20 protein-coding genes are annotated in these 20568 nt (G+C 70.5%); 10 read left to right on the top strand and 10 right to left on the bottom strand.

Going from position 1 to position 20568, the window contains the following annotated elements; all coding sequences use genetic code 11:
* The first annotated feature begins 76 nt into the window (after positions 1-76).
* From OHS18_RS26600 to OHS18_RS26610, 3 genes are all read left to right on the top strand, one after another.
* On the top strand, positions 77-532 hold the full coding sequence (locus OHS18_RS26600) for a MarR family winged helix-turn-helix transcriptional regulator (RefSeq protein ID WP_328612771.1): 456 nt from the start codon (positions 77-79) through the stop codon (positions 530-532).
* Positions 533-650: 118 nt separating this feature from the next.
* Positions 651-827 carry a hypothetical protein gene (locus tag OHS18_RS48590; RefSeq protein ID WP_328448093.1) on the top strand — a complete coding sequence of 59 codons (177 nt, stop codon included), beginning with the start codon at positions 651-653 and terminating at the stop codon, positions 825-827.
* A 179-nt stretch (positions 828-1006) separates the two neighbouring features.
* Entirely contained in the window at positions 1007-1387 is a 381-nt protein-coding gene (locus tag OHS18_RS26610; protein WP_328448091.1) for a VOC family protein, read from the top strand.
* 71 nt (positions 1388-1458) lie between these two features.
* Here OHS18_RS26610 and OHS18_RS26615 read toward each other — a convergent pair whose 3' ends face one another.
* From OHS18_RS26615 to OHS18_RS26645, 7 genes are all read right to left on the bottom strand, one after another.
* On the bottom strand, positions 1459-2313 hold the full coding sequence (locus OHS18_RS26615) for an amidohydrolase family protein (protein WP_328612772.1): 855 nt from the start codon (positions 2311-2313) through the stop codon (positions 1459-1461).
* Positions 2310-3854 (bottom strand): benzoate-CoA ligase family protein, encoded by a 1545-nt coding sequence (locus OHS18_RS26620; RefSeq protein ID WP_328612773.1) that lies wholly within the window; start codon positions 3852-3854, stop codon positions 2310-2312. The genes OHS18_RS26615 and OHS18_RS26620 overlap by 4 nt, the downstream gene beginning before the upstream one ends.
* A gap of 9 nt (positions 3855-3863) precedes the next feature.
* Positions 3864-5285 (bottom strand): benzoyl-CoA 2,3-epoxidase subunit BoxB, encoded by a 1422-nt coding sequence (boxB, locus tag OHS18_RS26625; protein WP_328448085.1) that lies wholly within the window; start codon positions 5283-5285, stop codon positions 3864-3866.
* Between the two features lie 5 nt (positions 5286-5290).
* The gene (gene boxC, locus OHS18_RS26630) at positions 5291-6910 is read right to left on the bottom strand and encodes a 2,3-epoxybenzoyl-CoA dihydrolase (protein ID WP_328612774.1); all 1620 of its coding nucleotides are present in this window, start codon (positions 6908-6910) and stop codon (positions 5291-5293) included.
* Positions 6911-6942: 32 nt separating this feature from the next.
* Positions 6943-7380, bottom strand: coding sequence for a hypothetical protein (locus OHS18_RS26635; RefSeq protein ID WP_328612775.1), 438 nt, complete (start codon positions 7378-7380; stop codon positions 6943-6945).
* A 100-nt stretch (positions 7381-7480) separates the two neighbouring features.
* The gene (locus OHS18_RS26640) at positions 7481-8383 is read right to left on the bottom strand and encodes a GNAT family N-acetyltransferase (RefSeq protein WP_328612776.1); all 903 of its coding nucleotides are present in this window, start codon (positions 8381-8383) and stop codon (positions 7481-7483) included.
* 155 nt (positions 8384-8538) lie between these two features.
* The gene (locus OHS18_RS26645) at positions 8539-10965 is read right to left on the bottom strand and encodes a beta-glucosidase H (protein ID WP_328612777.1); all 2427 of its coding nucleotides are present in this window, start codon (positions 10963-10965) and stop codon (positions 8539-8541) included.
* A gap of 93 nt (positions 10966-11058) precedes the next feature.
* On the opposite strand from OHS18_RS26645, the gene OHS18_RS26650 reads away from it, so the two are divergent.
* Positions 11059-11628: a TetR/AcrR family transcriptional regulator gene (locus OHS18_RS26650; protein WP_328612778.1), complete on the top strand. Its 570-nt coding sequence runs from the start codon at positions 11059-11061 to the stop codon at positions 11626-11628.
* 347 nt (positions 11629-11975) lie between these two features.
* Here OHS18_RS26650 and OHS18_RS26655 read toward each other — a convergent pair whose 3' ends face one another.
* Entirely contained in the window at positions 11976-12419 is a 444-nt protein-coding gene (locus OHS18_RS26655) for a MarR family winged helix-turn-helix transcriptional regulator (protein ID WP_328612779.1), read from the bottom strand.
* A 48-nt stretch (positions 12420-12467) separates the two neighbouring features.
* Between OHS18_RS26655 and OHS18_RS26660 the strand changes: the two genes are divergently transcribed.
* The 4 genes from OHS18_RS26660 (at position 12468) to OHS18_RS26675 (ending at position 17607) form a co-directional block, all read left to right on the top strand.
* Positions 12468-12935: a DUF1579 family protein gene (locus tag OHS18_RS26660; protein ID WP_328612780.1), complete on the top strand. Its 468-nt coding sequence runs from the start codon at positions 12468-12470 to the stop codon at positions 12933-12935.
* A gap of 365 nt (positions 12936-13300) precedes the next feature.
* Positions 13301-15196, top strand: coding sequence for an ABC transporter ATP-binding protein (locus tag OHS18_RS26665; protein WP_328618585.1), 1896 nt, complete (start codon positions 13301-13303; stop codon positions 15194-15196).
* Between the two features lie 60 nt (positions 15197-15256).
* Positions 15257-16732: a WS/DGAT/MGAT family O-acyltransferase gene (locus OHS18_RS26670; RefSeq protein WP_328612781.1), complete on the top strand. Its 1476-nt coding sequence runs from the start codon at positions 15257-15259 to the stop codon at positions 16730-16732.
* Positions 16732-17607, top strand: a complete 876-nt coding sequence (locus OHS18_RS26675; RefSeq protein ID WP_328612782.1) for an alpha/beta fold hydrolase — start codon at positions 16732-16734, stop codon at positions 17605-17607. Before OHS18_RS26670 ends, OHS18_RS26675 begins: the two co-directional genes overlap by 1 nt.
* Positions 17608-17745: 138 nt before the next feature.
* Here OHS18_RS26675 and OHS18_RS26680 read toward each other — a convergent pair whose 3' ends face one another.
* Positions 17746-18501 carry a 2-keto-4-pentenoate hydratase gene (locus tag OHS18_RS26680; RefSeq protein WP_328612783.1) on the bottom strand — a complete coding sequence of 252 codons (756 nt, stop codon included), beginning with the start codon at positions 18499-18501 and terminating at the stop codon, positions 17746-17748.
* Positions 18498-19295 carry a 2-keto-4-pentenoate hydratase gene (locus tag OHS18_RS26685; RefSeq protein ID WP_328612784.1) on the bottom strand — a complete coding sequence of 266 codons (798 nt, stop codon included), beginning with the start codon at positions 19293-19295 and terminating at the stop codon, positions 18498-18500. The genes OHS18_RS26680 and OHS18_RS26685 overlap by 4 nt, the downstream gene beginning before the upstream one ends.
* A gap of 140 nt (positions 19296-19435) precedes the next feature.
* Here OHS18_RS26685 and OHS18_RS26690 point away from each other — a divergent pair, with 140 nt between their 5' ends.
* Together OHS18_RS26690 and OHS18_RS26695 are read left to right on the top strand one after the other, a co-directional pair.
* Complete coding sequence (locus OHS18_RS26690) at positions 19436-19939, top strand: VOC family protein (protein WP_328612785.1); 504 nt, start codon at positions 19436-19438, stop codon at positions 19937-19939.
* Positions 19940-19995: 56 nt separating this feature from the next.
* Positions 19996-20565: a hypothetical protein gene (locus tag OHS18_RS26695; RefSeq protein ID WP_328448060.1), complete on the top strand. Its 570-nt coding sequence runs from the start codon at positions 19996-19998 to the stop codon at positions 20563-20565.
* The last annotated feature ends 3 nt before the right edge of the window (positions 20566-20568 follow it).

Here is a 20568-nt window from a genome sequence, read left to right on the forward strand (position 1 = left end):
TCCTCAGGCCAAGGTAACCGCAGAACCTCTCGCGCGCAAGATATATTCCGGGCAGACTCTCCGCTAGGCTGACCGCGTGACACCCGATCCGAAGACCGACGACGACGAGATCGTCACCTGGTGGGGCCTGGTCATCGAGGGTTACCTGGCCACCCAGGACAAGCTGATGGGCGAGATCGCCGAGCGCTTCGGCCTCGCGCCCGCGTCGTTCGACATCCTGATGCGGCTGGTCCGCTCGCCCGAGCACCGGATGCCGATGACCCGCCTGGCGACCGAGGCCGCGCTGTCCAGCGGCGGCTTCACGAAGGTCGCGGACCGCCTGGTGGCGGCCGACCTGATCTGCCGCGTCCCGAGCCCGGACGATCGCCGCGTCACGTTCGCGTCGCTGACCGACCACGGCCTGGAGGTGGCGAACAAGGCCCGCGCGGCCGCCGCGGAGATCCTGCGCCGCATCGTCCTGGCGCCCCTGGGCGACGACGCGGCGGGCCTCGCCGAGGCGATGCGGACGCTGCGGACGTACAACGGCGGGTGAGCCGGTTCAGGAAGCCGCCGGCGCCGTCCACATCGCCAGCAGCTCCGGCGCCGCCGGGCTCGCCGGTTCCGGGCTGAACGCCACCAGCCGCTTGCCTGGTCTCGCCGGGCAGGTCGAAGTGCTCGAACCGCAGGGTCAGCTCGCCGACGACGGGGTGCCGGAAGCACTTGCTCCCCTGCTCGAGCCGGACGTAGTACTCGACGCTGATCCCGGCGAGTGCGGCGACCTCCTCCCGCCGCAGCCCGGCGACCCGACGGCGGGTGCCGCCCTGCTTCTGCTTCGCCAGCGGTCGTGAGTGTTTAGGGCGGTTAGAACCGCCCTAAACACTCACGACCAGCCGCGGCAGAACGCTCACCGGAGCCTCGCCACGCAACCCTTGCGCCGACGCGTGGAGCCGGACGCTCGTGTTCATCGAGCGGTGCCGTTGAAAAATCGGTGCTGGTCAGGGCCCTCCGGCGAGCGGACGATGGGGCGATGCTGACCGATTCGACCATCACGACGATGCTCCCGGTGACCGACAGCGAGCGGGCCGGCCACTTCTACGCCGACGCGCTCGGCCTGAAACCGACGGGCGCGGGCGAAGACGGAACGCGCTACTTCGCGGCGGGCGCGGGCATCATCGGCCTGCGCCCGGCGCCGGCCGACGCGCAGAGCGAGAGCACGGCGTTGAGCTTCGAGGTCACCGACCTGCCCGCCGAGGTCGCCGCGCTGGAAAGCCGTGGCGTGCGGTTCCAGGACTTCGACGTCGACGGCCTGAAAACGGTCGGCCACATCGCGGACCTGGGCGCGGAGCGGGCCGCGTGGTTCACCGATTCCGAGGGCAACGTGCTCTGCATGCACCAAGTGCTCGGCTGACTTCTGGGGGCCATGGGGACGCCGGTGCGGCCACGTCGGGGCCGAAGTGGCCGCACCGGCACTCCCCGTGGTCAGGCGAGCGAGGGCATCAGCTTGATGGCGTTGCCCGACAGCACTCCGGTCAGCACGTCTTCGGGCCATCCCAGCCCCGCCAGCGACCGGACGTTCTTCGCGACCGACGGCACCCCCGGCCAGTCCGTGCCGAACACGAACTTCCCCGCCAGCCGGGCCAGGTCGAACCGCTGGTAGTACTCCGGCAGCTTCTTCGGCGGCAGGCCCGCCAGGTCGAGCCAGACGTTGTCCCGCGCCAAAGCCAGGAACGCCGCGACGTCGTACCACCAGCCGCGGCCGCCGTGGGCGAACACGAACTGCAGTGCCGGGAAGTCTTCGACCACATCGGACAGCAGCTCGGGATTCCCGAAACTGGTGCGGGAACCGGGAAAACTCGACGTTCCCGAATGGAGGATCACCGGCACGCCGCGCTCGAGGCACAGCTGGTAGACCGGGTACAGCTCCTTGTCCGCCGGCGAGAACGCGCCGTGCACCGGGTGGATCTTCAACGCCACCGCGCCCAGGTCCAGCTGCCGTTCGACTTCCGCCGCCGCCGGGTGGTGCAGGTACGGGTTGACGTTCGCCACCAACCGGAACCGCTCCGGGTTGTACTCGACGAGCGGCAGGTTGTCCTCGATGGACTGGATCCCGGTCGCCCGCGGGCTGTACTCGCAGAACAGCAGGACCCGGTCCACGCCTTCCGCGTCCATCAACTCGTCCATGGCGGACGGGACGACCGAGCCGTCATCGGCGTACACCGAACGCCACGGATAAGAACCGGCGAAGTCGTGCGCCCACTGCAGCCACGCGGGTTTGAGTGTCGGCAGACGCGGGGTGTGCACGTGCGCGTCGACCACGAAGTGCCCGTCGATCACGTGGTGGGCACCACCAGCAGCGCGTCGCGGACCTGCTCGCGGATCACGTTGCGGCGGATCTTCCCGGTCGCCGTCTTCGGCAGCTCGGCCAGCTCGACCACCCCTCGGGGACGCTTGAACGCCGCGAGTCCTTCGCGGCAGAACTCGATCAGCTCTTGCGCGTCCACCGTAACCCCGGGAGCGGCCACCACGCACGCCACGGGCTTGTCGAGGCCGTCGGCGTCCGGCGCGGCGACGACCGCGACCTCGGCCACCGCCGGGTGCTGCCGCAGCCGTTCCTCCACTTCGGACGGTGACACCCAGATCCCGCCCGCCTTGAGCATGTCGCCGAAGCGGCCGAGACAGCTGTAGGTGCCGTCCTCGTTGAGCACGTAACTGTCCCCGGTGCGCAGCCACTCGCCCTGGAACACGAGCTTCGTCGCGTCGTAACGCGCCCAGTACCCGGTCGCCGTCGAGGGCCCCGACACGAACAGCTCGCCGGGCTTGCCGACGGCGTCGATCACCGCGCCGGCCTCGTCGCGGATCTGCACGGCGTACCCGGGAACCGGGACGCCGGTGCTGCCCGGCCGCACCGAACCCGGCAGGTTCGACAGGAAGATGTGCAGCGCCTCGGTCGATCCGATGCCGTCGAGGATCTCCAGGCCGAAGCGCGCGCGGAACCGTTCGAACAGCGACGCGGGCAGCGGCTCGCCGGCCGAAACGGCGTACCGCACCGACGCGAACGAGTCGTCCGGGACGTCGCTGGCGAGCAATGCCGCGTAGAACGTCGGCACGGCGAAGAACAACGTCGGCTTTTCTTCTCGCAGGCGTCGGGCGAACAACGCGGGTGTCGGGCGCGAAGGCTCCAGCAGCGTCGTCCCGCCCGCCGCGAGCGGGAAGAACGCCGAATTTCCCAGTCCGTAGGCGAAAAAGAGCTTCGGCACGGACAGGACCCGGTCGGTCGCGACGGTTCCCAGCACTTCGCGGCCGTACGTCTCGCAGACCGCCCGGATGCTCGCGTGCCGGTGCATCGCGCCCTTCGGCTGCCCCGTCGTCCCCGACGTGTACAGCCACAACGCGGGCGAGTCCTCCCACGTCCGTCCACTCCGGAATTCGCCGCCCAGCGAAGACCACTGGTGCGTCCGGACGCCGAACCCGGTCGCCTCGGCGCGGTCGAGCAGGACGTCGGTGACCTCGGGGGCGAGGCCGAGCGCGGTCACGGCCTGCTCGGCGAACTCACCCGAGACGCACAGCAGCCGCGCCCGCGAGTCGGCGAGCATCTTGCCCAGCTCCAGCCCGGTGACCATGGTCGACACCGGGACCGCGACGGCGCCCGCGAGCATCGCGCCGAGGATGCCGGTGAGCAGCTCGACGTCGTCGACCATGCAGAACATGACCCGCTCTTCGGGCCGCACGCCCAGCCCGGCGAGCCCGGCGGCGACCCGCCGGGACTCCGCCGTCAGCTCGGCGTAGGTCAGCGAACGGCGGGGCGAGACGACCGCGATCGCGTCCGGCTGCCCGGCCGAGAGCAGGTACTCGGCCGCGTTGAACCCTGTCGCCACCCAGGCCTCCTACGTGAGGTACACGTACTCGTAGTCGAACGGCTTGCCGTTGATGCCCTGCCGCGGCGGCGCCACCCAGCTCGCGATCTTCCCCCGCTCGTACACCGGGTGCATGAGCGAGCGGACGAACGCGAGGTCCTCGGTCGTGGGCAGCCACTTGTTCTTGCCGGCCAGCCACGTCGTCTCGTCGACGATCGTCCCGTCGGGAGTGACGTGGTGGCCGGAGTTTATGCCCACATCCCGGTTGAAACCAGGGTGCGGCAACCGGAACGTGAAGTCGATCCCGGCCTCGGTGAGGATCTTGTTCCAGCGCTTGACGCCGGTCTCGCAGTCGGCCGTGTACTCGCCGCGCAGGTCGAGGTTCAGCAGCAGGATCGCCTGCAGCTCCTCGGACGTCCAGGTGCCGTCGCCGGCCGGTTTGTCCAGCGTGCGGGCGTCGCCGGTGAGCTTGTGGTCGTCCTTGCGGCGGGTCTCCTGCCAGCGGCCCTTGAGCCCGGCGGTGTAGTAGTTCGCCGCGTTCGTCGACGTCTCGCTGCCGAACAGGTCGAGCGAGACGGTGTAGTGGAAGTTGATGTAGCGCTGGATCAGCTCCAGCGGGATGCCGCCGTGCGGGCCGATGTCGCGCGTGTCGTGCTCGCGGATCAGCTCGGCGCTGCGCATGACCACGCGGTCGACGCCGGTGGTGCCGACGAACATGTGGTGCGCTTCCTCCTTCAGCATGAACTCGCAGGTGCGCGAGAGCGGGTCGAAGGAGGACTCCTTGAGCGTGCCGAGCTGGTACTTCCCGTCGCGGTCGGTGAAGTAGGTGAACATGTAGAACGCCAGCCAGTCGGCGGTTTCCTCGTTGAACGCGCCGAGGATGCGCGGCGCGTCCGGGCTGCCGGAGTTGCGCAGCAGCAGCCCTTCGGCCTCGTCCCGGCCTTCGCGGCCGAAGTAGGCGTGCAGCAGGTAGACCATCGCCCACAGGTGGCGGCCCTCTTCGACGTTGACCTGGAACAGGTTCCGCAGGTCGTAGAGGCTCGGCGCGGTGAGCCCGAGGAGCTTCTGCTGCTCGACGGACGCCGGTTCGGTGTCGCCCTGGATGACGATCAGCCGCTGCAGGTCGGCGCGGTACTCACCGGGCACCTGCTGCCACACGGGCTCACCCTTGTGCTCGCCGAAGGAGATCCGCCGGTCGGGGTCGCGCTCGGCGAGGAAGATGCCCCAGCGGTAGTCCGGCACGTTGACGTGGTCGAAGTGCGCCCAGCCCTCGCGGCCCACGCTGATCGCGGTCCGCAGGTAGACGCCCTGGGTTTCGAGCGTCGGGCCCATCTCGCCCCACCAGTGCATGAACTTCGGCTGCCAGCCCTCCAGCGCGCGCTGCAGCCGGCGGTCGTCGGCGAGGCTGACGTTGTTGGGGATCTTGGCGTCGTAGTCGATCTTCTCGGGCATGTGCGCTAGACCCGCTTCCTGTCGAAGACGGCCTTCTGACCAGTACCGTATCGGCGCAGCGCGCCTTCCGGTCCGGATGCGTTCGGCCGGGTGAAAATCCAGTTCTGCCAAGCCGCCAAGCGGCCGAAGATCTTGGTCTCGATGGTCTCCGGGCCGACGAACCGGTGGTTGGCCTCCATACCGGTGAGCGCGTCCGGGCTGAGCGACGCCCGGCCCTCCAGCGCGATCCGGATCTCGTCCTCCCAGTCGAGGTCGTCCGGGGCGTCGGTGACCAGGCCGAGTTCGACGGTTTCGGCGGCGCTGAGGTCACGGTCCTTTTCCCGCGCGAGCCAGGCGAGGTGGTCGTCGTCGCCGTAGAACCGCGCCTGCAGCCGGGTCAGGCCGTTGCCCATCGGGAACGCGCCGAAATTGGCGTCGGTCAGCCGGATGGACGCGCGTTGCTCACTGTGTTCATTGTCGATCGGCGGCCCGTCGAGGATGTACTGCCGGTCCGCGGCCAGCGCGACCTCCAGCAGCGCGCCGGCGAAGCAGCTGCCGGGCTCGATGAGCGCGATCAGGCTGCGGCTGGTGACGTCGAGGCGTTTGAGCGTGCGCTTGAAGTAGTGCGTGATCTCGTTGGCCAGCCAGTCCTTCCCGCTGAGGACGGCCTGCTCGTGCGCGACCACCTTCGCCGGGTCGCCCTGGGTCCGCAGGATCCACGTGCCGGCTTCGACCTCGTTGGTACGCAGCCGCAGGATGGCGTCGTCCAGCTCGCGCGTCATGGCGAGGAACCAGCCGCCCGCGCCCTCTTCGTGCAGGTCACCGGGGTCGTTCTCAGGCCCCTTGATGGTGATGGTGGCCTGGTCTTTTTCGACCGTGACATCGACGTGGCGGTGTTCGAGCGGCGTCAGCTCGATGCCACCTTCGCCGGTCCGGTCGGACTCGCGCGCGATCTCGCGGGCCCGCTGCAGCACGGTCTCGCGGAACCCCTGACGGGGCACCAGCTCGTCGACCAGCCGCCAGTCGACGGCCGTCTTCCCCTTGACGCCGTCCGAGCGTGTCGCGAAGACGTCGGCGAGGTCGCGCCGGACGCGCCGCTTGTCCACCACCCGGGTCAGCCCGCCGGTACCGGGCAGCACGCCCAGCAGCGGCACCTCCGGCAACGCGACGGTCGAGGAGTTGTCGTCGATCAGCAGGATCTTTTCGCAGGCCAGGGCGATTTCGTAACCGCCGCCGGCACACGTCCCGTTGACCGCGGCGACGTAGGTCTGGCCGGAGTGCGCGGTCGCGTCCTCCATGCCGTTGCGGGTCTCGTTGGTGAACTTGCAGAAGTTCACCTTCCAGTGGTGCTCGGACGCGGCGAGCATCCGGATGTTCGCACCGGCGCAGAAGACTTTGTCCTTCGCGCTGGTCACGACCACCACGCGGACCTCGGGGTGCTCGAACCGCAGCCGCTGGGTGGCGTCGTACAGCTCGATGTCGACGCCCAGGTCGTAGGAGTTGAGCTTGAGCTCGTAGCCCGGGACCAGTCCGCCTTGCTCGTCGACGTCCAGCTCGAGCCAGGCCACCTCCCCGTCGAGGCTGAGCCGCCAGTGGCGGTACTCGTCCGGACGGCGGCCGAAGTCAACCGGTGTGGTGGTGGTCACCTCTCCGATTGTCTACACGAATTCTGCGAACGTCAATGTTGTGTAGAAACTTGATCTCGCGAGGTCACCCGGTTGAGCGTCGCCCAGGCCCAGATGAGGAAAACCCAGAGCGCCAGGCCGGCCGCGGAGTCGGTGAAGATCGTCGCGAACCAGAACGCCGGGATCTGCGGCACGCCGGTCAGGAAGTGGCCCAGGGTGATCATCCCGGCCAGCGAGTAGACGAGCAAGAACGCCAGCGCCCGCGGGTAGCGCCCCTGCGTGTAGGCGCGGTAGCCGAAGTAACCGAACGTCGTGAAGAGCACCCAGCCGAACGCGACGACCACGCCCGCCACCACGGCCGGGACGCCGGGCAGCTGCGGGTAGTCCGCGACGCGGATCGTGTTGTGCGTGTAGTGCAGCGTGGTGCTGAGCAGGGAGAAGCCGAGGATCACGCGAAGCGGCGTCAGCCCCTTCCCCTGAAGAACGTCCATCACAGGCCCCCAAGGTTCACTAGATAGATCGCTCTAGCGAAGGTACCGCGCGGCGGCCGTGCCAGGCAAGACACGGCCGCCGCGGGCCCTCACAAGAGGCTCAGACCAGATCGATGCGGTGCTGCGTCACCGGGTAGCCCGCCTTCGCGAAGGCCTTCGCCATCGGGATGTTCGGGACGTCGGTGGCCGCGACGATCCGGTCGGCGCCCTGCGCGACCAGGTCGTGCGTGGCCTCGACCAGCAGGTCGTACGCGTAACCGTGCCCCCGCTGCTCCGGCACCACGGCGATGTAACCGATCACCGGGTCGTAGTAGTTGCGGCTCGGCAACGCGAAGCCGACCAAGTCGCCTTCGCGTGTGTACGCGAGCCGCCACCACTCCCGCGGCGCCGGCATCCACCGCATGATGTCGAGGTCCTCCTGCGCGGCGGCCTCGACGCCCTGCTCGGCCACCACGCGGCGGACGTGCGCGTCGAGGCTGTCGGCGTTGACCTTGCGGAAGACGTCCAGAATGGCGTCGTCGTCCGGCTCGGGCCGGAACTCGAGCCGGCCCGGCTTCCCGGGCAGGCCGTTTTCCGGCGTCCAGCAGTACCGGTAGCGCTCGACGAGCTTGCGGTAGCCCGCCTTCTCCGCCGCTTCGACGCGGATGGTCACCTCGTGAGCGACGTCCGGGTCGTCCTGCCAGGCGGGCGGCGTGGTCAGCGAGTACTCCGCCCGGAACGGCGCCGTGGTCAGCAGCTGCACCGCGGCGTCGAGGTCGGTGAAGTCGAACCAGTCGAGCGCGATCGGCTCTTCGTCGTCCGGCCCGGCCCACCAGGCGGCCCGCGCCACGACGACGCCGTCGCGCAGCGCGACCCACGACCAGCCGGGCCGGTACTCACCCCGGCGCGCCATCTCGGCGTAGTCCTTGCCGAGCAGCTTCCGGCCGACGAGACCGCGGTCGGGCAGGGACGTGAACAGTGTTTCTTCGCCCGCTTCGAGCGGGCGCACGACCAGATCGGTCATGGAAATCCTTCCGGGAGTACGCGCGCTCCCGGTCTACGGACTGGGCACCCTCGCTGCGAGGTGGGAGCGCGTGATCGGTTGCGTGATCATCGGACCCACCTCCTTTCGCCGGTCAAGGGTGCGGGGCAGAACCTACGGGCCGCCCGCGGTAGGCGTCAACGGATTTTCTGCAGCACGGTCCGCGTGCTCAGCCGGGGCTCGGCGTAGGAGTGCGAAGCCTCGAGGACGTACTCGCCGGCGATGTGCTGCCAGCCGTCGCGCCAGGTCGAGACCGAACGCGGCGCGATCGCGATCTCGGCGTCCACCGCCTCGCCCGGGCCCGCTTCGACGCTCGCGAAGCCGGCGAGCCAGCGGTGCGGCCGGTCGCCGCGTTCGGTCGGGGCCAGGTAGAGCTGGACGACTTCGCGGCCCTTGCGCGTCCCGGTGTTGCGGAGGCGGACGCGCACCTTCGCGCCGCCTTCGTCGTCGGGGAAGACGTCGAGCTCGTCGTAGGACCAGGTCGTGTAGCCCCGGCCGTGACCGAACCAGTAGGCGGGTTGCTTCTCGGTGCGGGCCCACGCGCTGTAGCCGATGTAGACACCCTCTTCGTACGGCAGCACGCTTTCTTCGGGCGTCACGCGCGTAACCGGCGCGTCTTCTAGCTTGGCCGGCCAGGTCGTCGGCAGGCGGCCGCCGGGCTCTTCACGACCGAAGAGGACGTCGGCGAGCGCGTCCCCGCCGGCCTGGCCGGGGAACCAGGTGAGCAGCACCGCGGCGACCTCCTCGCGCCACGGCAGCTCGACCGGCGAACCGGCGTTGACGACGACCACGGTGTTCGGGTTGACCTCCGCGACCCGCCGGACGAGTTCGTCCTGCCTTCCCGGCAGGGCCAGGGAAGTCCGGTCGAACCCCTCGCTCTCGACCTCGGCGGTGGTGCCGACCACGACGACGGCGACGTCGGATTTCCCGGCCAGCGCAACGGCTTCGTCGAGCGCGGCGTCCGGGTCGGACACCGGGCCGCGGTGCCCGAGCGCGAAGGTCACCCACGCGAAGGTGCCGCGCGCGAACTCCGCCATCTCCGACGGGATCCAGTAGGTCAGGCTGACGTCGACCGGCTCGCCCGCGGTCAGTTCGACGTCCCGCCGCTGCTCGATGACCTGCATGATCGACGTGAAGACGTCACCGCCTTCGGGCAGGTTGACGCCGTCGAAGAGGCTCTGCCCGCCGACGACCAGGCGGAGGTCGCCGGGACCGGTGAGGCCGAAGGTGTGCGTGCCGGTGGTCTCCGGGAGGAACGTGCCGTCGATCTCGACGCTCGCCAGCGTGGCCAGGTCGAGGCCGGCCGGCAGCTCGCCGATCCAGTCGATTCTCGCCTCTCGCAACGGAAATTCAGCCAATCGGGTGCCATCGGCGGCTTTGGCGGTGGCGCGGAGCCGGAAATTGTCGGTGGCCGGCGGTAGCGTCGTCCGCGGATCGGCACCGATGGCGTAACTGAGTTCGGTGCCTGCGGGAACAGCCTTGCGGAGGCCGTCGAGAGGGGAGACGACATGGTCGGGGAACACGGTGGCGCTGCCGCCGCCGAGGATCTTCGGGTCCGCGGCCAGCGCGCCGATCAGGGCGATGGTTTTCGGTTGCTTGAGGGGCAGTACGCCGGTTTCGTTGCTGAGCAGCACGAACGACCGGTGCGCGATCTCGCGCGCGACCGCGTCACCGTCCACATCGGACTCCAGGGTCGGCGTGGCTCCGTCCAGCGCGCCGGTCCGGTGGGCGAGCAGGAGCACGCGGCGGACCATCTCGTCGACGACGGCGGAGTCGACCTCGCCGTCGCGCACGGCTTCGGCGAGCCGTTCGCCGAACACGGTGCGCGGGCCGGGCATCGCGACGTCGAGGCCGCCGTTCGCCGACGCGACGGTGTCGCGCGCGGCCAGCCAGTCGGAGACGACGAAGCCGTCGAAGCCCCATTCGTCGCGCAGCACGCCGTTGAGCAGTTCGGCGTGCTGGGTCATCGTGATGCCGTTGACGCTGTTGTAGGCGGCCATGATCCCCCACGGCCTGGCCCGCCGGACGATGAGTTCGAACGGCGCGAGGTAGAGCTCGCGCAGCGCGCGTTCGCCGACACGGACGTCGGCGGTGAAGCGTTCGGTCTCGAAGTCGTTGGCGACGAAGTGCTTGACCGTGACGGCGACCCCGCCGTCCTGCACGCCGGTGACGTAACCGGCGCCGACCATCCCGGTGAGGAGGGGATCTTCGGAGTAGCACTCGAAGTGCCGGCCGCCCAGCGGTGAGCGCTGGAGGTTGACGGTGGGCGCGAGGAGCACGTGCACGCCTTTACGCCGGGCCTCCTGCGCGAGCAGCCGCCCGGCGCGCACGGCCAGCCGCGGATCCCAGGCGGCGGCGAGCGCCGTCGGGCTGGGCAGGGTGACGGACGGGTCGTCCGGGCTCCACCGCACCCCGCGGACGCCGACGGGGCCGTCGGAGAGGACGAGCGACGCGAGCCCGATCTCCGGCCGCGGAGGCAGGCTCCAGACGTCCTGGCCGGCGAGCAAGCTCGCCTTGGCGTCCAGGTCGAGCTTGTCCAGCAGCGCGTCGACGTCGAAGCTCATGCCGCCCCTTCCGGAGGTCCTGCTGTCAGCCTACCTGGCACCGAGCAGTGAAAGTTATGCTTCCGTGACAGCTTGTCCCGTAGGCTCGGGATCATGACCCGGGCCAGGGGCGCCGACCGCCGCACGAGCATCGTCCGTGCCGCGTTCGACGTGATAGCCGAGCGCGGCTACCGAGGCACGTCCCTGGCCGCGGTGGCCGACCGGGTAGGCCTGACCCAGCAGGGCCTGATGCACTACTTCCCGACGAAGGAAGACCTGCTCACGGCGGTCCTGGAGACCCGCGACGAGTGGGACCTCCTGCACTTCGGCCGCGACTCGTCGGCCATGACGGTGAACCAGCTGGCGGACCTGGTCGACTACAACGCGACCCGCAAGGGGATAGTCCAGACGTACACGGTCCTGGCCGCGGACAGCGTCACCGACGACCACCCGGCCAGGTCGTACTTCCACGACCGCTACGCCCGGGTCCGAGCCGGCATGACGGAGATGCTGGAGCGCCACCGCGACGAGCTGCCCCCGGGCTCGACCCCGGAACAGCTGGCCCCACTGGCGATCGCGGTCCTGGACGGCCTGCAGCTGCAGTGGCTGCTGGATCCGGAGCAAGTCGACATGTCGGCGGGCTTCCGCACATTCTTGACCCTGCTGGGCATCAAACCGGACTGACCCGCACCTGGGCCTGAGCCCTAACGCCCCAACGCGGCGTTCGGTGCGTCCAACGCCACGTTGGGGCGCCGTCCTCCAGCCAACAGCGCGGCGGCGCCATCTCCTCAATGTCGGCGCCGGCGGCGAACACCTTGGCTGATCCGGTGAGCCGTACTCCACCGGAGCACCCGTTCGCCACCCTCGCCCGCCGCGGCACATCCCGCCCGGCCAGGTGAGCCGCACCCCCAGCGCAGCCCGCCCACCCGAGCCCTCACAACCGCGGCCTCGCCACCAACCTCCGCAACCGCCGCAAAGTCCGCAGCGTGGCCCTCAATTCCTCCCCGGCGCAGCTCACCCAGCCGAACCCCTCACGACCGCGGCCCCGTCACCAACCCCCGCAACCGCCGCAAAGTCCGCAGCGTCACCTCCAAGTCCTCCTCCGGTACCTCCGCCGCCAGCCTCTCGGCCCACTCGACCTGCGCCTCCCCCAGCGCACCCATCGCCTCCCGAGCCCGCGCCGTCAACGACAGCAGCGGCGCCCGTGCGTCCGCCGGGTTCGGCGCCTTCTCCAGCATTCCGTTGCGCAGCAAGCGGTTCACCGTCTCCTGCACGCTCTGCCGTCGCAGCCCCCGGCGTCGCGCGACCTCCGCGGCTGTCGCCGCGCCGTCCTCCAGGAAGCCCAGTACCTGCCACTGCGCCGCCGTCAGGCCGACCGGTGCCGTCAGCGCGTCGCCCGCGGCCAGGAAGCCGCCGTTGCACGCGAAGACCGCGTCGATCACCCGGGTGAACGTCTCGGCTCTGGTGGATCGCATGCGTGCTAGCCTCCCATATTGACAGGCACCTGTCGAATGGAGACGACCATGGACATGCCCACCCTCGGCCCCGCGCACGACGCCCTGAAGGCGTTCGTCGGCGACTGGACCGGCACCGAAGAACTCGCCGCGTCCCCGTGGGCGCCGGCCTCGACCGCGCGCGCCGACTGCGAATATCGCCTGCGACTCAACGGTTTCGCGCTGATCCAGCAGTACCGTCAGCGCCGCGAAGACGGTTCGGAGTTCCTGGGCCACAACGTCTTCACCGCGGACCCGCAGACCGGCGAGACCCTCTGGTACGGCTTCGACAGCTACGGCTTCCCGCCCGAGTCGCCTGCCCGCGGCGGCTGGGACGGCGCGACGCTCGTCCTGGACAAGAAGACCGCCCGCGGGGTGGCCCGGCACCGGCTCACGCCGGACGGCGACACCCTCACCCACGAAATCGACGTGAAGATGGGCGAAGACGGCGAATTCAGCCCATTCCTGCGCGCCCGGTACACCCGCGAAAACAGGTAGGGGAAACGGGCGACGCCCCTCCCCCCTCGCACGAGGACGTCACCCGTTTCCGGTCTCTGCCACCACATCCGCGGGTCCGCCCGATGCGGGCGACCCGGCGGCGGGTCAATTCCACAACAATTATTAGTTATTCAGCCGTGCGCTTTCAGGCTATGCAGCGAGTGTGTCCTCGAGGCCGCGATCAGCCCAGAGAAAACGATTACTTTCACCCGGATGGCGGTACGCCGACCCCGGACCGTGGCATCACGGCGGTACTCGGTCCGCCGGAATTGTCGTACCCCCGGAGTACACCTGAACGCGTGCGCAGATCCGCCGGACCACCCCAGGAAACCCCGGACTCGCCCCCGCTGATCGGGGTCGAGAACATGAAGATGCCCGAATGGGCGCGGGTCGACGAACGCGTGGCCGACGCCGGGTTCGGGCGGGCCGTGCGGGCGCTGCCCGCCGCGATCGCCGTCGTGCTGCGGCTGGCTTGGCGGACCTCGCCGCGGCTGACCGTGCTGGCCGGGGTGGTGCACGTCGCCTCGGGCTGCGTCACCGCGTTCGGGCTGCTCGCCACCGCGAACGTCTTCACCGCGCTCCTCGAACAGGGCCCGACCCCGGAGCGGGTCCTGCAGTCGCTGCCCGCGATCGCCATCGTCACCGGTTCGTACGCGGCGCGCGCGTTGCTCGACGCCGCCGTCGCCGCCGTCGAGGGCGCGCTGCGGCCCCGGGTCACCGCGGCGGCGGACGACGCGGTGACGGCGTCGGTCGTGCGCGTCGGGCTGATCGCGTTCGAGGACGCGGACTTCCGGGAGCTGGCCCGGCAGGGCGCGCGGTACGGCGTCCGGGCGATCGAGACCAGCCTGCGCCGGGTGGCGGACCTGACTTCGTCGGCGATCTCGCTCGCGGCGGCAATGCTCACGGCCGGCCTGCTCGACCCGTGGCTGGCGCCGGTCCTGCTGCTCGCGGCGGCCGCCGACGGCTGGTCCGCCGCGCGCGTGGCCAAGCTGAACTACCGGCACTTCCTCGACACGGTCGGGCGCAACATCCGCAAGTCGATCGTCGAGGAGGTCGCCACCTGGCGGTCGATGGCCCTCGAACGCCACGCGCTCACCCTCCAGGAGCCGCTGCTCGGCGAGTACCGGCGCATCTCGCGCAGCCTGACGCGCGAAGAAATCCGGCTCGCGCACCGCAGCAACCTGGTCCGCGCCACCGGACGCGCCGCGGCCGGCCTCGGTACCGCCGTCGCCTACCTGGTGCTCGGCTGGCTGCTCTACACCGGCGGGATGGAGCTGGCGCTGGCCGGCACGGCGGTGCTGGCGATGCGCACGGCGTCGACGGCGCTGTCCAACACCATGCGCGCGGTCAACTCGCTGTACGAGGACTCGTTCTACATCGGGTTCTACAACCAGCTGCTGCTGGAGTCGGCGAAGCTGCGGCCACCGCCGGCCGCGCTGACCGCGCCCGCCGACCCGGCCGAGATCCGGCTGGAGGGCGTCACGTTCACCTACCCGGGCCAGAAGAAGCCGGCGCTGCGGGACATCTCGCTGACGATCCGGCGCGGCGAGGTGATCGCGCTCGTCGGCGAGAACGGCTCGGGCAAGACCACCCTCGGCAAGCTCCTGACCGGCCTCTACCCACCGGACGAAGGCACCGTGCACTGGGACGACGTCGACCTCGCCCGGGCCGACCCGGAGTCGGTGCACACGAACATCGCGGTGATCGCGCAGGAGCCGGCGGAGTGGCCGATGACCGCGGCGAACAACATCACCGTCGGGCGCCTCGGCCGGCCCGACCCGGAACGGCTGGCGTGGCGCGAGGCGGTGGACTACTCCGGCGCCGGCGAGGTGATCGAGTCGTTGCCCAGGCAGGAGAACACGGTGCTGTCCAAGAAATTCGACGAAGGCCACGACCTGTCCGGCGGCCAGTGGCAGCGCATGGGCATCGCCCGCGGCATCTACCGCGACGCATCGGTCCTGGTGGCCGACGAACCCACGGCGGCCCTCGACGCCCGCGCCGAGGCGAGGGTGTTCGCGGGCCTGCAGCACGCAACCACCTCGACGCGCGGCAGGCGCACCACGGTCCTGGTGACCCACCGGCTGGCCAACATCAAGTCCGCGGATCGCATCCTGGTCCTGGAGAAGGGCAGGCTCATCGAGGAAGGCACCCACGAACAGCTGATCCACGCGGGCGGGGTCTACCACGAGCTGTACGAGATCCAGGCCCGCGCTTACCGCAACGGCTCAGGCGAAGAGCAACGACAGCCCGCACCCTCCTAGCGGATTTACGCCTGCGACCCCGCCGGGCAGACTGGCCTGCCGAGTCCCCGAGGAGGCCCGATGCGCCAGCTCACCGCACTCGACGTGCAGTTCCTCAACGCCGAGTCGACCACCACCACCGGGCACGTCGGCGGCCTGTCGATCCTCGATCCGGCGACCGCGCCCGGCGGCACCGTGACCGTCGACGACCTGCGGGAGCTCATCGGCTCGCGGCTGCACCTCGCCAAACCCCTGCGGTGGCGGCTGCTGCCGGTACCGCTCGGGCTGGACCACCCGTACTGGATCGACGATCCCGAGTTCGACCTCGAGTACCACGTCCGGGAGATCGCCCTGCCCGCGCCGGGCGACGAGCGGCAGCTCGCCGAACAGATCTCGCGGCTGACCGCGCGGCCGCTCGACCGGCGGCGCCCGCTCTGGGAGGCCTACCTGGTGCAGGGCCTGCGTGACGGCAACGTCGCGGTCTACACGAAGGTGCACCACAGCGCGATCGACGGCGTCTCCGGGGCCGAGCTCATCGGCGTACTCATGGACGTCACCGCCGAGCCGCGCCCGGTCGCGCCGCCCGAGGAGCCGCAAAAAGACGAGATCCCGACACCCGTCGAACTCGCGCTCAACGGCGTGAAACGGCTCGCGCTGCACCCCGTCAAGGCCGCGCTGCAGGTGCCGAAGCTGCTCCAGCACATCGACGAGGTGCCCGGCCTCGGCCGTTACCCCGGCGTCGGGCTGCTCGCGAAGGCCGGCAGCGTGCTCAACCGCGTCACGCGCCAGGGCTCCGGACGCCACGAAGCCGACCGGCCGCGGTTGGTCGCGCCGGACACCCCGTTCAACGGGCCGATCAGCGCGCACCGCCGGTTCGCCTACGGCTCGCTGCCGCTCGACGAGGTCAAGCGGGTCAAGAACGCCTTCGGCGTCACGGTGAACGACGTCGTGATGGCGCTGTGCGCGACGGTCATGCGCCGGTGGCTCGTCGATCACGACGCGCTGCCCGACCAGCCGCTCGTGACGCTGGTCCCGCTGTCGGTGCGCACGCCCGAGCAGGCGAAGGACGCCGGGAACCAGGTGTCGGTCATGCTCGCGCCGCTGCCGACGCACCTCGCCGACCCCGGCGCGCGGCTGGCCGAGGTCACCAGCGCGATGGTCGCCGCGAAGCAGCGGTACCAGCCGCTGCCGGCGTCGTGGCTGGTCGACTTCAGCGGCATGCTGCCCGCCGCGCTCGGCGGGCTCGCCGCCCGCGCGACCATGAAGTACCTCGGCGCCACCACGCCGGTCGTCAACCTCGTCGTGTCGAACGTCCCGGGCGCGCAGGTGCCGCTCTACCTGGCTGGCGCCCGGCTGCTCGCGAACTACCCGGTGTCCGCGATCACCGACGCGAGTGGCGGGCTGAACATCACCGTGATGTCCTACGACGGCAAGCTCGACTTCGGGTTCATCGCCTGCCGCGAACTGATCCCGGACGTCTGGGACCTGATCGACCACCTGCACGACGCGCTGGCCGAGCTCACCAAGCTCGCCGCGGAGCACACCCGGGAGGCCTGATGGCGGAGCGCGTCACGGAGGTCAACGGCATCACCCTGTGCCACGAGACGTTCGGCGACACCGGCGGGCGGCCGCTGCTGCTCGTGATGGGCCTCGGCGCCCCGATGATCTGGTGGGACGAGGAGTTCTGCGAATCCCTTGCCGCGCAAGGCTTCTACGTGATCCGGTTCGACAACCGGGACGCCGGCCGGTCGAGCCGGATGCGCGGCCGGGCCAACCTCGCGCAGGCGTACCTGCTGCGCGGCGCGCCGTACTCGCTCGCCGACATGGCCGCCGACGCCGTCGGGCTGCTGGACGCGCTGGGCGTTCCGGCGGCGCACGTCGTCGGCGCGTCGATGGGCGGGATGATCGCGCAGACGCTGGCGATCCGGTACCCGGCGCGGGTGCTCTCGCTGACGTCGATCATGTCGACCACCGGGAGCCGGCTGGTCGGGCGCCCGAGCCCGAAGGCGATGTCGATGCTGCTCGGCGCCCGGCCGCGCGACCGCGCCGAGTACGTCGAGCTGGCGGTCCGGACGTTCCGCGTGATCGGCTCGCCGGGCTACCCGTTCGACGAGGCCCGGATGCGCGAGCGGGCCGAGCGGACGTTCGACCGCGGCGTCCACCCGGGCGGCACGGTCCGCCAGCTCGCGGCGATCATGGCCGACCGCGACCGATCGGCCCGGCTGCGCAAGGTGCGGGTGCCGGCGCTGGTGGTGCACGGCGCGCAGGATCCGCTGGTCCACGTCTCCGGCGGCCGCGCGACGGCCCGCGCGATCCCGGGCGCGGACCTCGACATCGTCCCGGGCATGGGCCACGACCTGCCCCGCGCGGTCTGGCCGCGGGTGGTCGCCGGCATCACCCGAGTCGCCGACCGAGCCCAAGTCACCACCTGACGCGTACCTGCACGGACGACACGCGTACTCAGCCGGACGACACGCGTACCTGGCCGGACGACACGCTGGCTGCCGGCCGGTGCCGCCGTGTCGTCCGCTCAGGTACGCGTGTCGTCCGTGCAGGTGCGTGTGAGCGGGTTAAGCGGAGAGGGTTACCGAGCCTAGGTGGGAGAAGTGGGCCGCTACCCGGGAACCTGGGTTGAGCGGGACTGCGTCTGTCATGCCACCTGTCAGGACCAGCCAGCCCGGCTCCAGGGCCAGGCCGCGGGTCGCCAGGGTGTTCGCCGCCAGGGCCAGGGCCTCCGCCGGGTGGCCTTGGACGGCCGCGCCGGTGGCCGTGTCGACGATCTGGCCGTCGACCTCCAAGAGCGCGGCCTCCAGGGAAAGGTCCAAAGAAGCCGGCGGGACGCCTACCGGGCCCAGGGCGAAGTAGGCCGACGAGCCGTTGTCCGCGACCGCGTCCGGGAGCGTGAAGCGGTAGTCCGTGTAGCGGCTGTCGATGATCTCCATCCCGCCGTACACCCGGTCGACAGCGGCCAGCGCCGTCGCTGCCGTGACGCCGGGGCCGGAAAGACGTCGGCCCAGTACGAAGACCAGCTCCGGCTCGGCTCGCGGGTGGATCAACGACGGCACCGGCACGCCCGCGGGCAGCACCATCGCGTCGGTCAGCCAGGCCAGCAACGGCGCGTCGATGCCCATCCGCTGCTGCTTCGCCCGGGACGTCAGGCCCAGCTTGACGCCGATCAGCGTCTCGCCGCGGGCCCGGCGCTGGCGCAGGGCCTCGTCCTGGATCGCGTACGCCGTGTCGACGTCGAGGTCCGGCCAGTCCTGCGAGAGCGGCGGCCGCTCCGACTCCGTGGCCAGCAGGGCGGCCGCCGCTTCACGCACGTTCATGACTCCTCCGAAGGGGCGAACACCGCGGTGACGCTGCCGATGCCGGCGATGGTGGCGACGACCGTGTCGCCCGGCGAGACCGCAATCGCCCGGGTCATCGAGCCCGGCAGCACGACGTGCCCGGGTTCCAGCGTGACGCCCAGCGGCCCCACCGTGTTCGCCAGCCACACCAATGAGTTCACCGGTGACCCGAGCACCGCGCCGCCCGCGCCCGTCGCCGCGACCGAGCCGTTTTGGTACAGCACACAACCGGCCAGCCGCAGATCCACGGAACCCAACGCGGCCGGGCTGCTGCCCAGGACCACGCCGCCGGACGACGCGTTGTCGGCGATCGTGTCGAACAGCGTGATCTTCCAGTCCTGGATCCGCGAGTCGACGATCTCCAGCGACGGCAGCACGAATGAAACAGCCCCCACCGCGTCGGCGACGGTGACGCCGGGGCCGCGCAACGCCGACCCGAGCACAAACGCGATCTCCGGCTCGATCCGCGGCTGCAGGAACGCCGACGTCGGGATCGGCTGGTGCTCGAGGTGGAACATGCTGCCGGTGAGGTGACCGTAGTCGGGCTGGTCGACGCCCATCTGCCGCTGCATCGCCGCCGACGCCAGGCCGACCTTGTGCCCGCGGACGGCGTCACCCGCGGCCGTCCAGTGCCGCACCTGCTCCTGCTGGATCCGGTAGGCGTCCTCGACGGTCGCCTCCGGGAAGGTCTTGATCAGCGGCTCGATCGGCTCGCGCGTCGCGTAGGCCCCGGCCAGAACGGCGGCGGCCTCCTGCACTCTGCTGGCGTCCACGCTCGGGAACTCTGCCCGTGGCGGCACCGGCACACAAGCCCGGATGTTCCACCCAGCGGAACTCTCGCCAGACAACCTCTTGCGCGCGAGATAAATTGGGCGTAGCTTGAGCAGTACCACCAGGAAGGGACGTGAGGGACATGGCACCGACCCAGGCCGAGGTCACCAAGCTCGCCGAGGTCCGCGACGCACTGCGCGAGCGCCACCTGCGCCCGGCCGCCGAGCGGCCCGCGACGAACGGCCGCGGCATCCACCACACCGCGCTGATCTCCAGCGACGTCGAGCGGACCATCGGGTTCTACCAGGACATCCTCGGCTTCCCGCTGACCGAGCTGATCGAGAACCGCGACTACCCCGGCTCCAGCCACTTCTTCTTCGACGTCGGCAACGGCAACGCCGTCGCCTTCTTCGACCTGCCCGGCCTGGACCTCGGCCCGTACGCCGAAGTCCTCGGTGGACTGCACCACCTCGCGCTGTCGGTCACGCCGGACCGGTGGGGCGTCATCAAGGACAAGCTCGACGAGGCCGGCGTGCAGTACCTGCTCGAGAGCAAGACGTCCATCTACCTGTCCGACCCGGACGGCGCCCGCGTCGAGCTGATCTCCGACCCGCTGGGCGAGATGTACGGCGAGAAGATCGGCTGAAAGCGTGGTCTGGACGTCGCGGGCGATCTACCCTGTCCGCGACGTCTGGAGGTCCGATGGCCGATTGGTCGCTTTCCCGCGCGAAGGCCCGGCTCGATCGCCGTGAGCACCTGGACGAGCTCACCGCGCGCACCCGGTTCGAGGTGCGGCTGCACCTGAACGAGCCCGCGGAGTACGGCAGCTACGACGACGTCGAGAGCATCTTCGCGATCGGCCACGGCGAGTGCGCCGCGCTGCTGGCGCACCGCCGGGTCCTGCCGCTCTGGGAACGCCTGTTGCTCGCCCGGTACGCCCGGCGCCTGCACGGCAAGGCGATCACGCGCAGTGTCGGTGCCGTTCCGAGCGGGGCGTCCGGGATCGCGCGCGCCTTCGGGGCCGAGATCCTCGAACTGGCGCCCGACTCCGGTGACACCGGCGCCAAGTACGACCTGCAGGGCCGCGGCCTGCTGACCGTGTTCCGGATCGCCGTCGGCGCCAAGGGCCAGACCTGGCCGGACCGCCACGAGGTGTCGACGACGTCCGCGCGCAACATCCTGACCTGCGCCGCGACGTTCGCGCACCGCAAGCCGTGGCACGTCCTCTGGCCCGTCTACCGCGTCCGCGGCCTGCGGCTCTGGAAGCTTTGACGC

This window comes from Amycolatopsis sp. NBC_00355 (genome assembly GCF_036104975.1).
Classification (GTDB): domain Bacteria; phylum Actinomycetota; class Actinomycetes; order Mycobacteriales; family Pseudonocardiaceae; genus Amycolatopsis.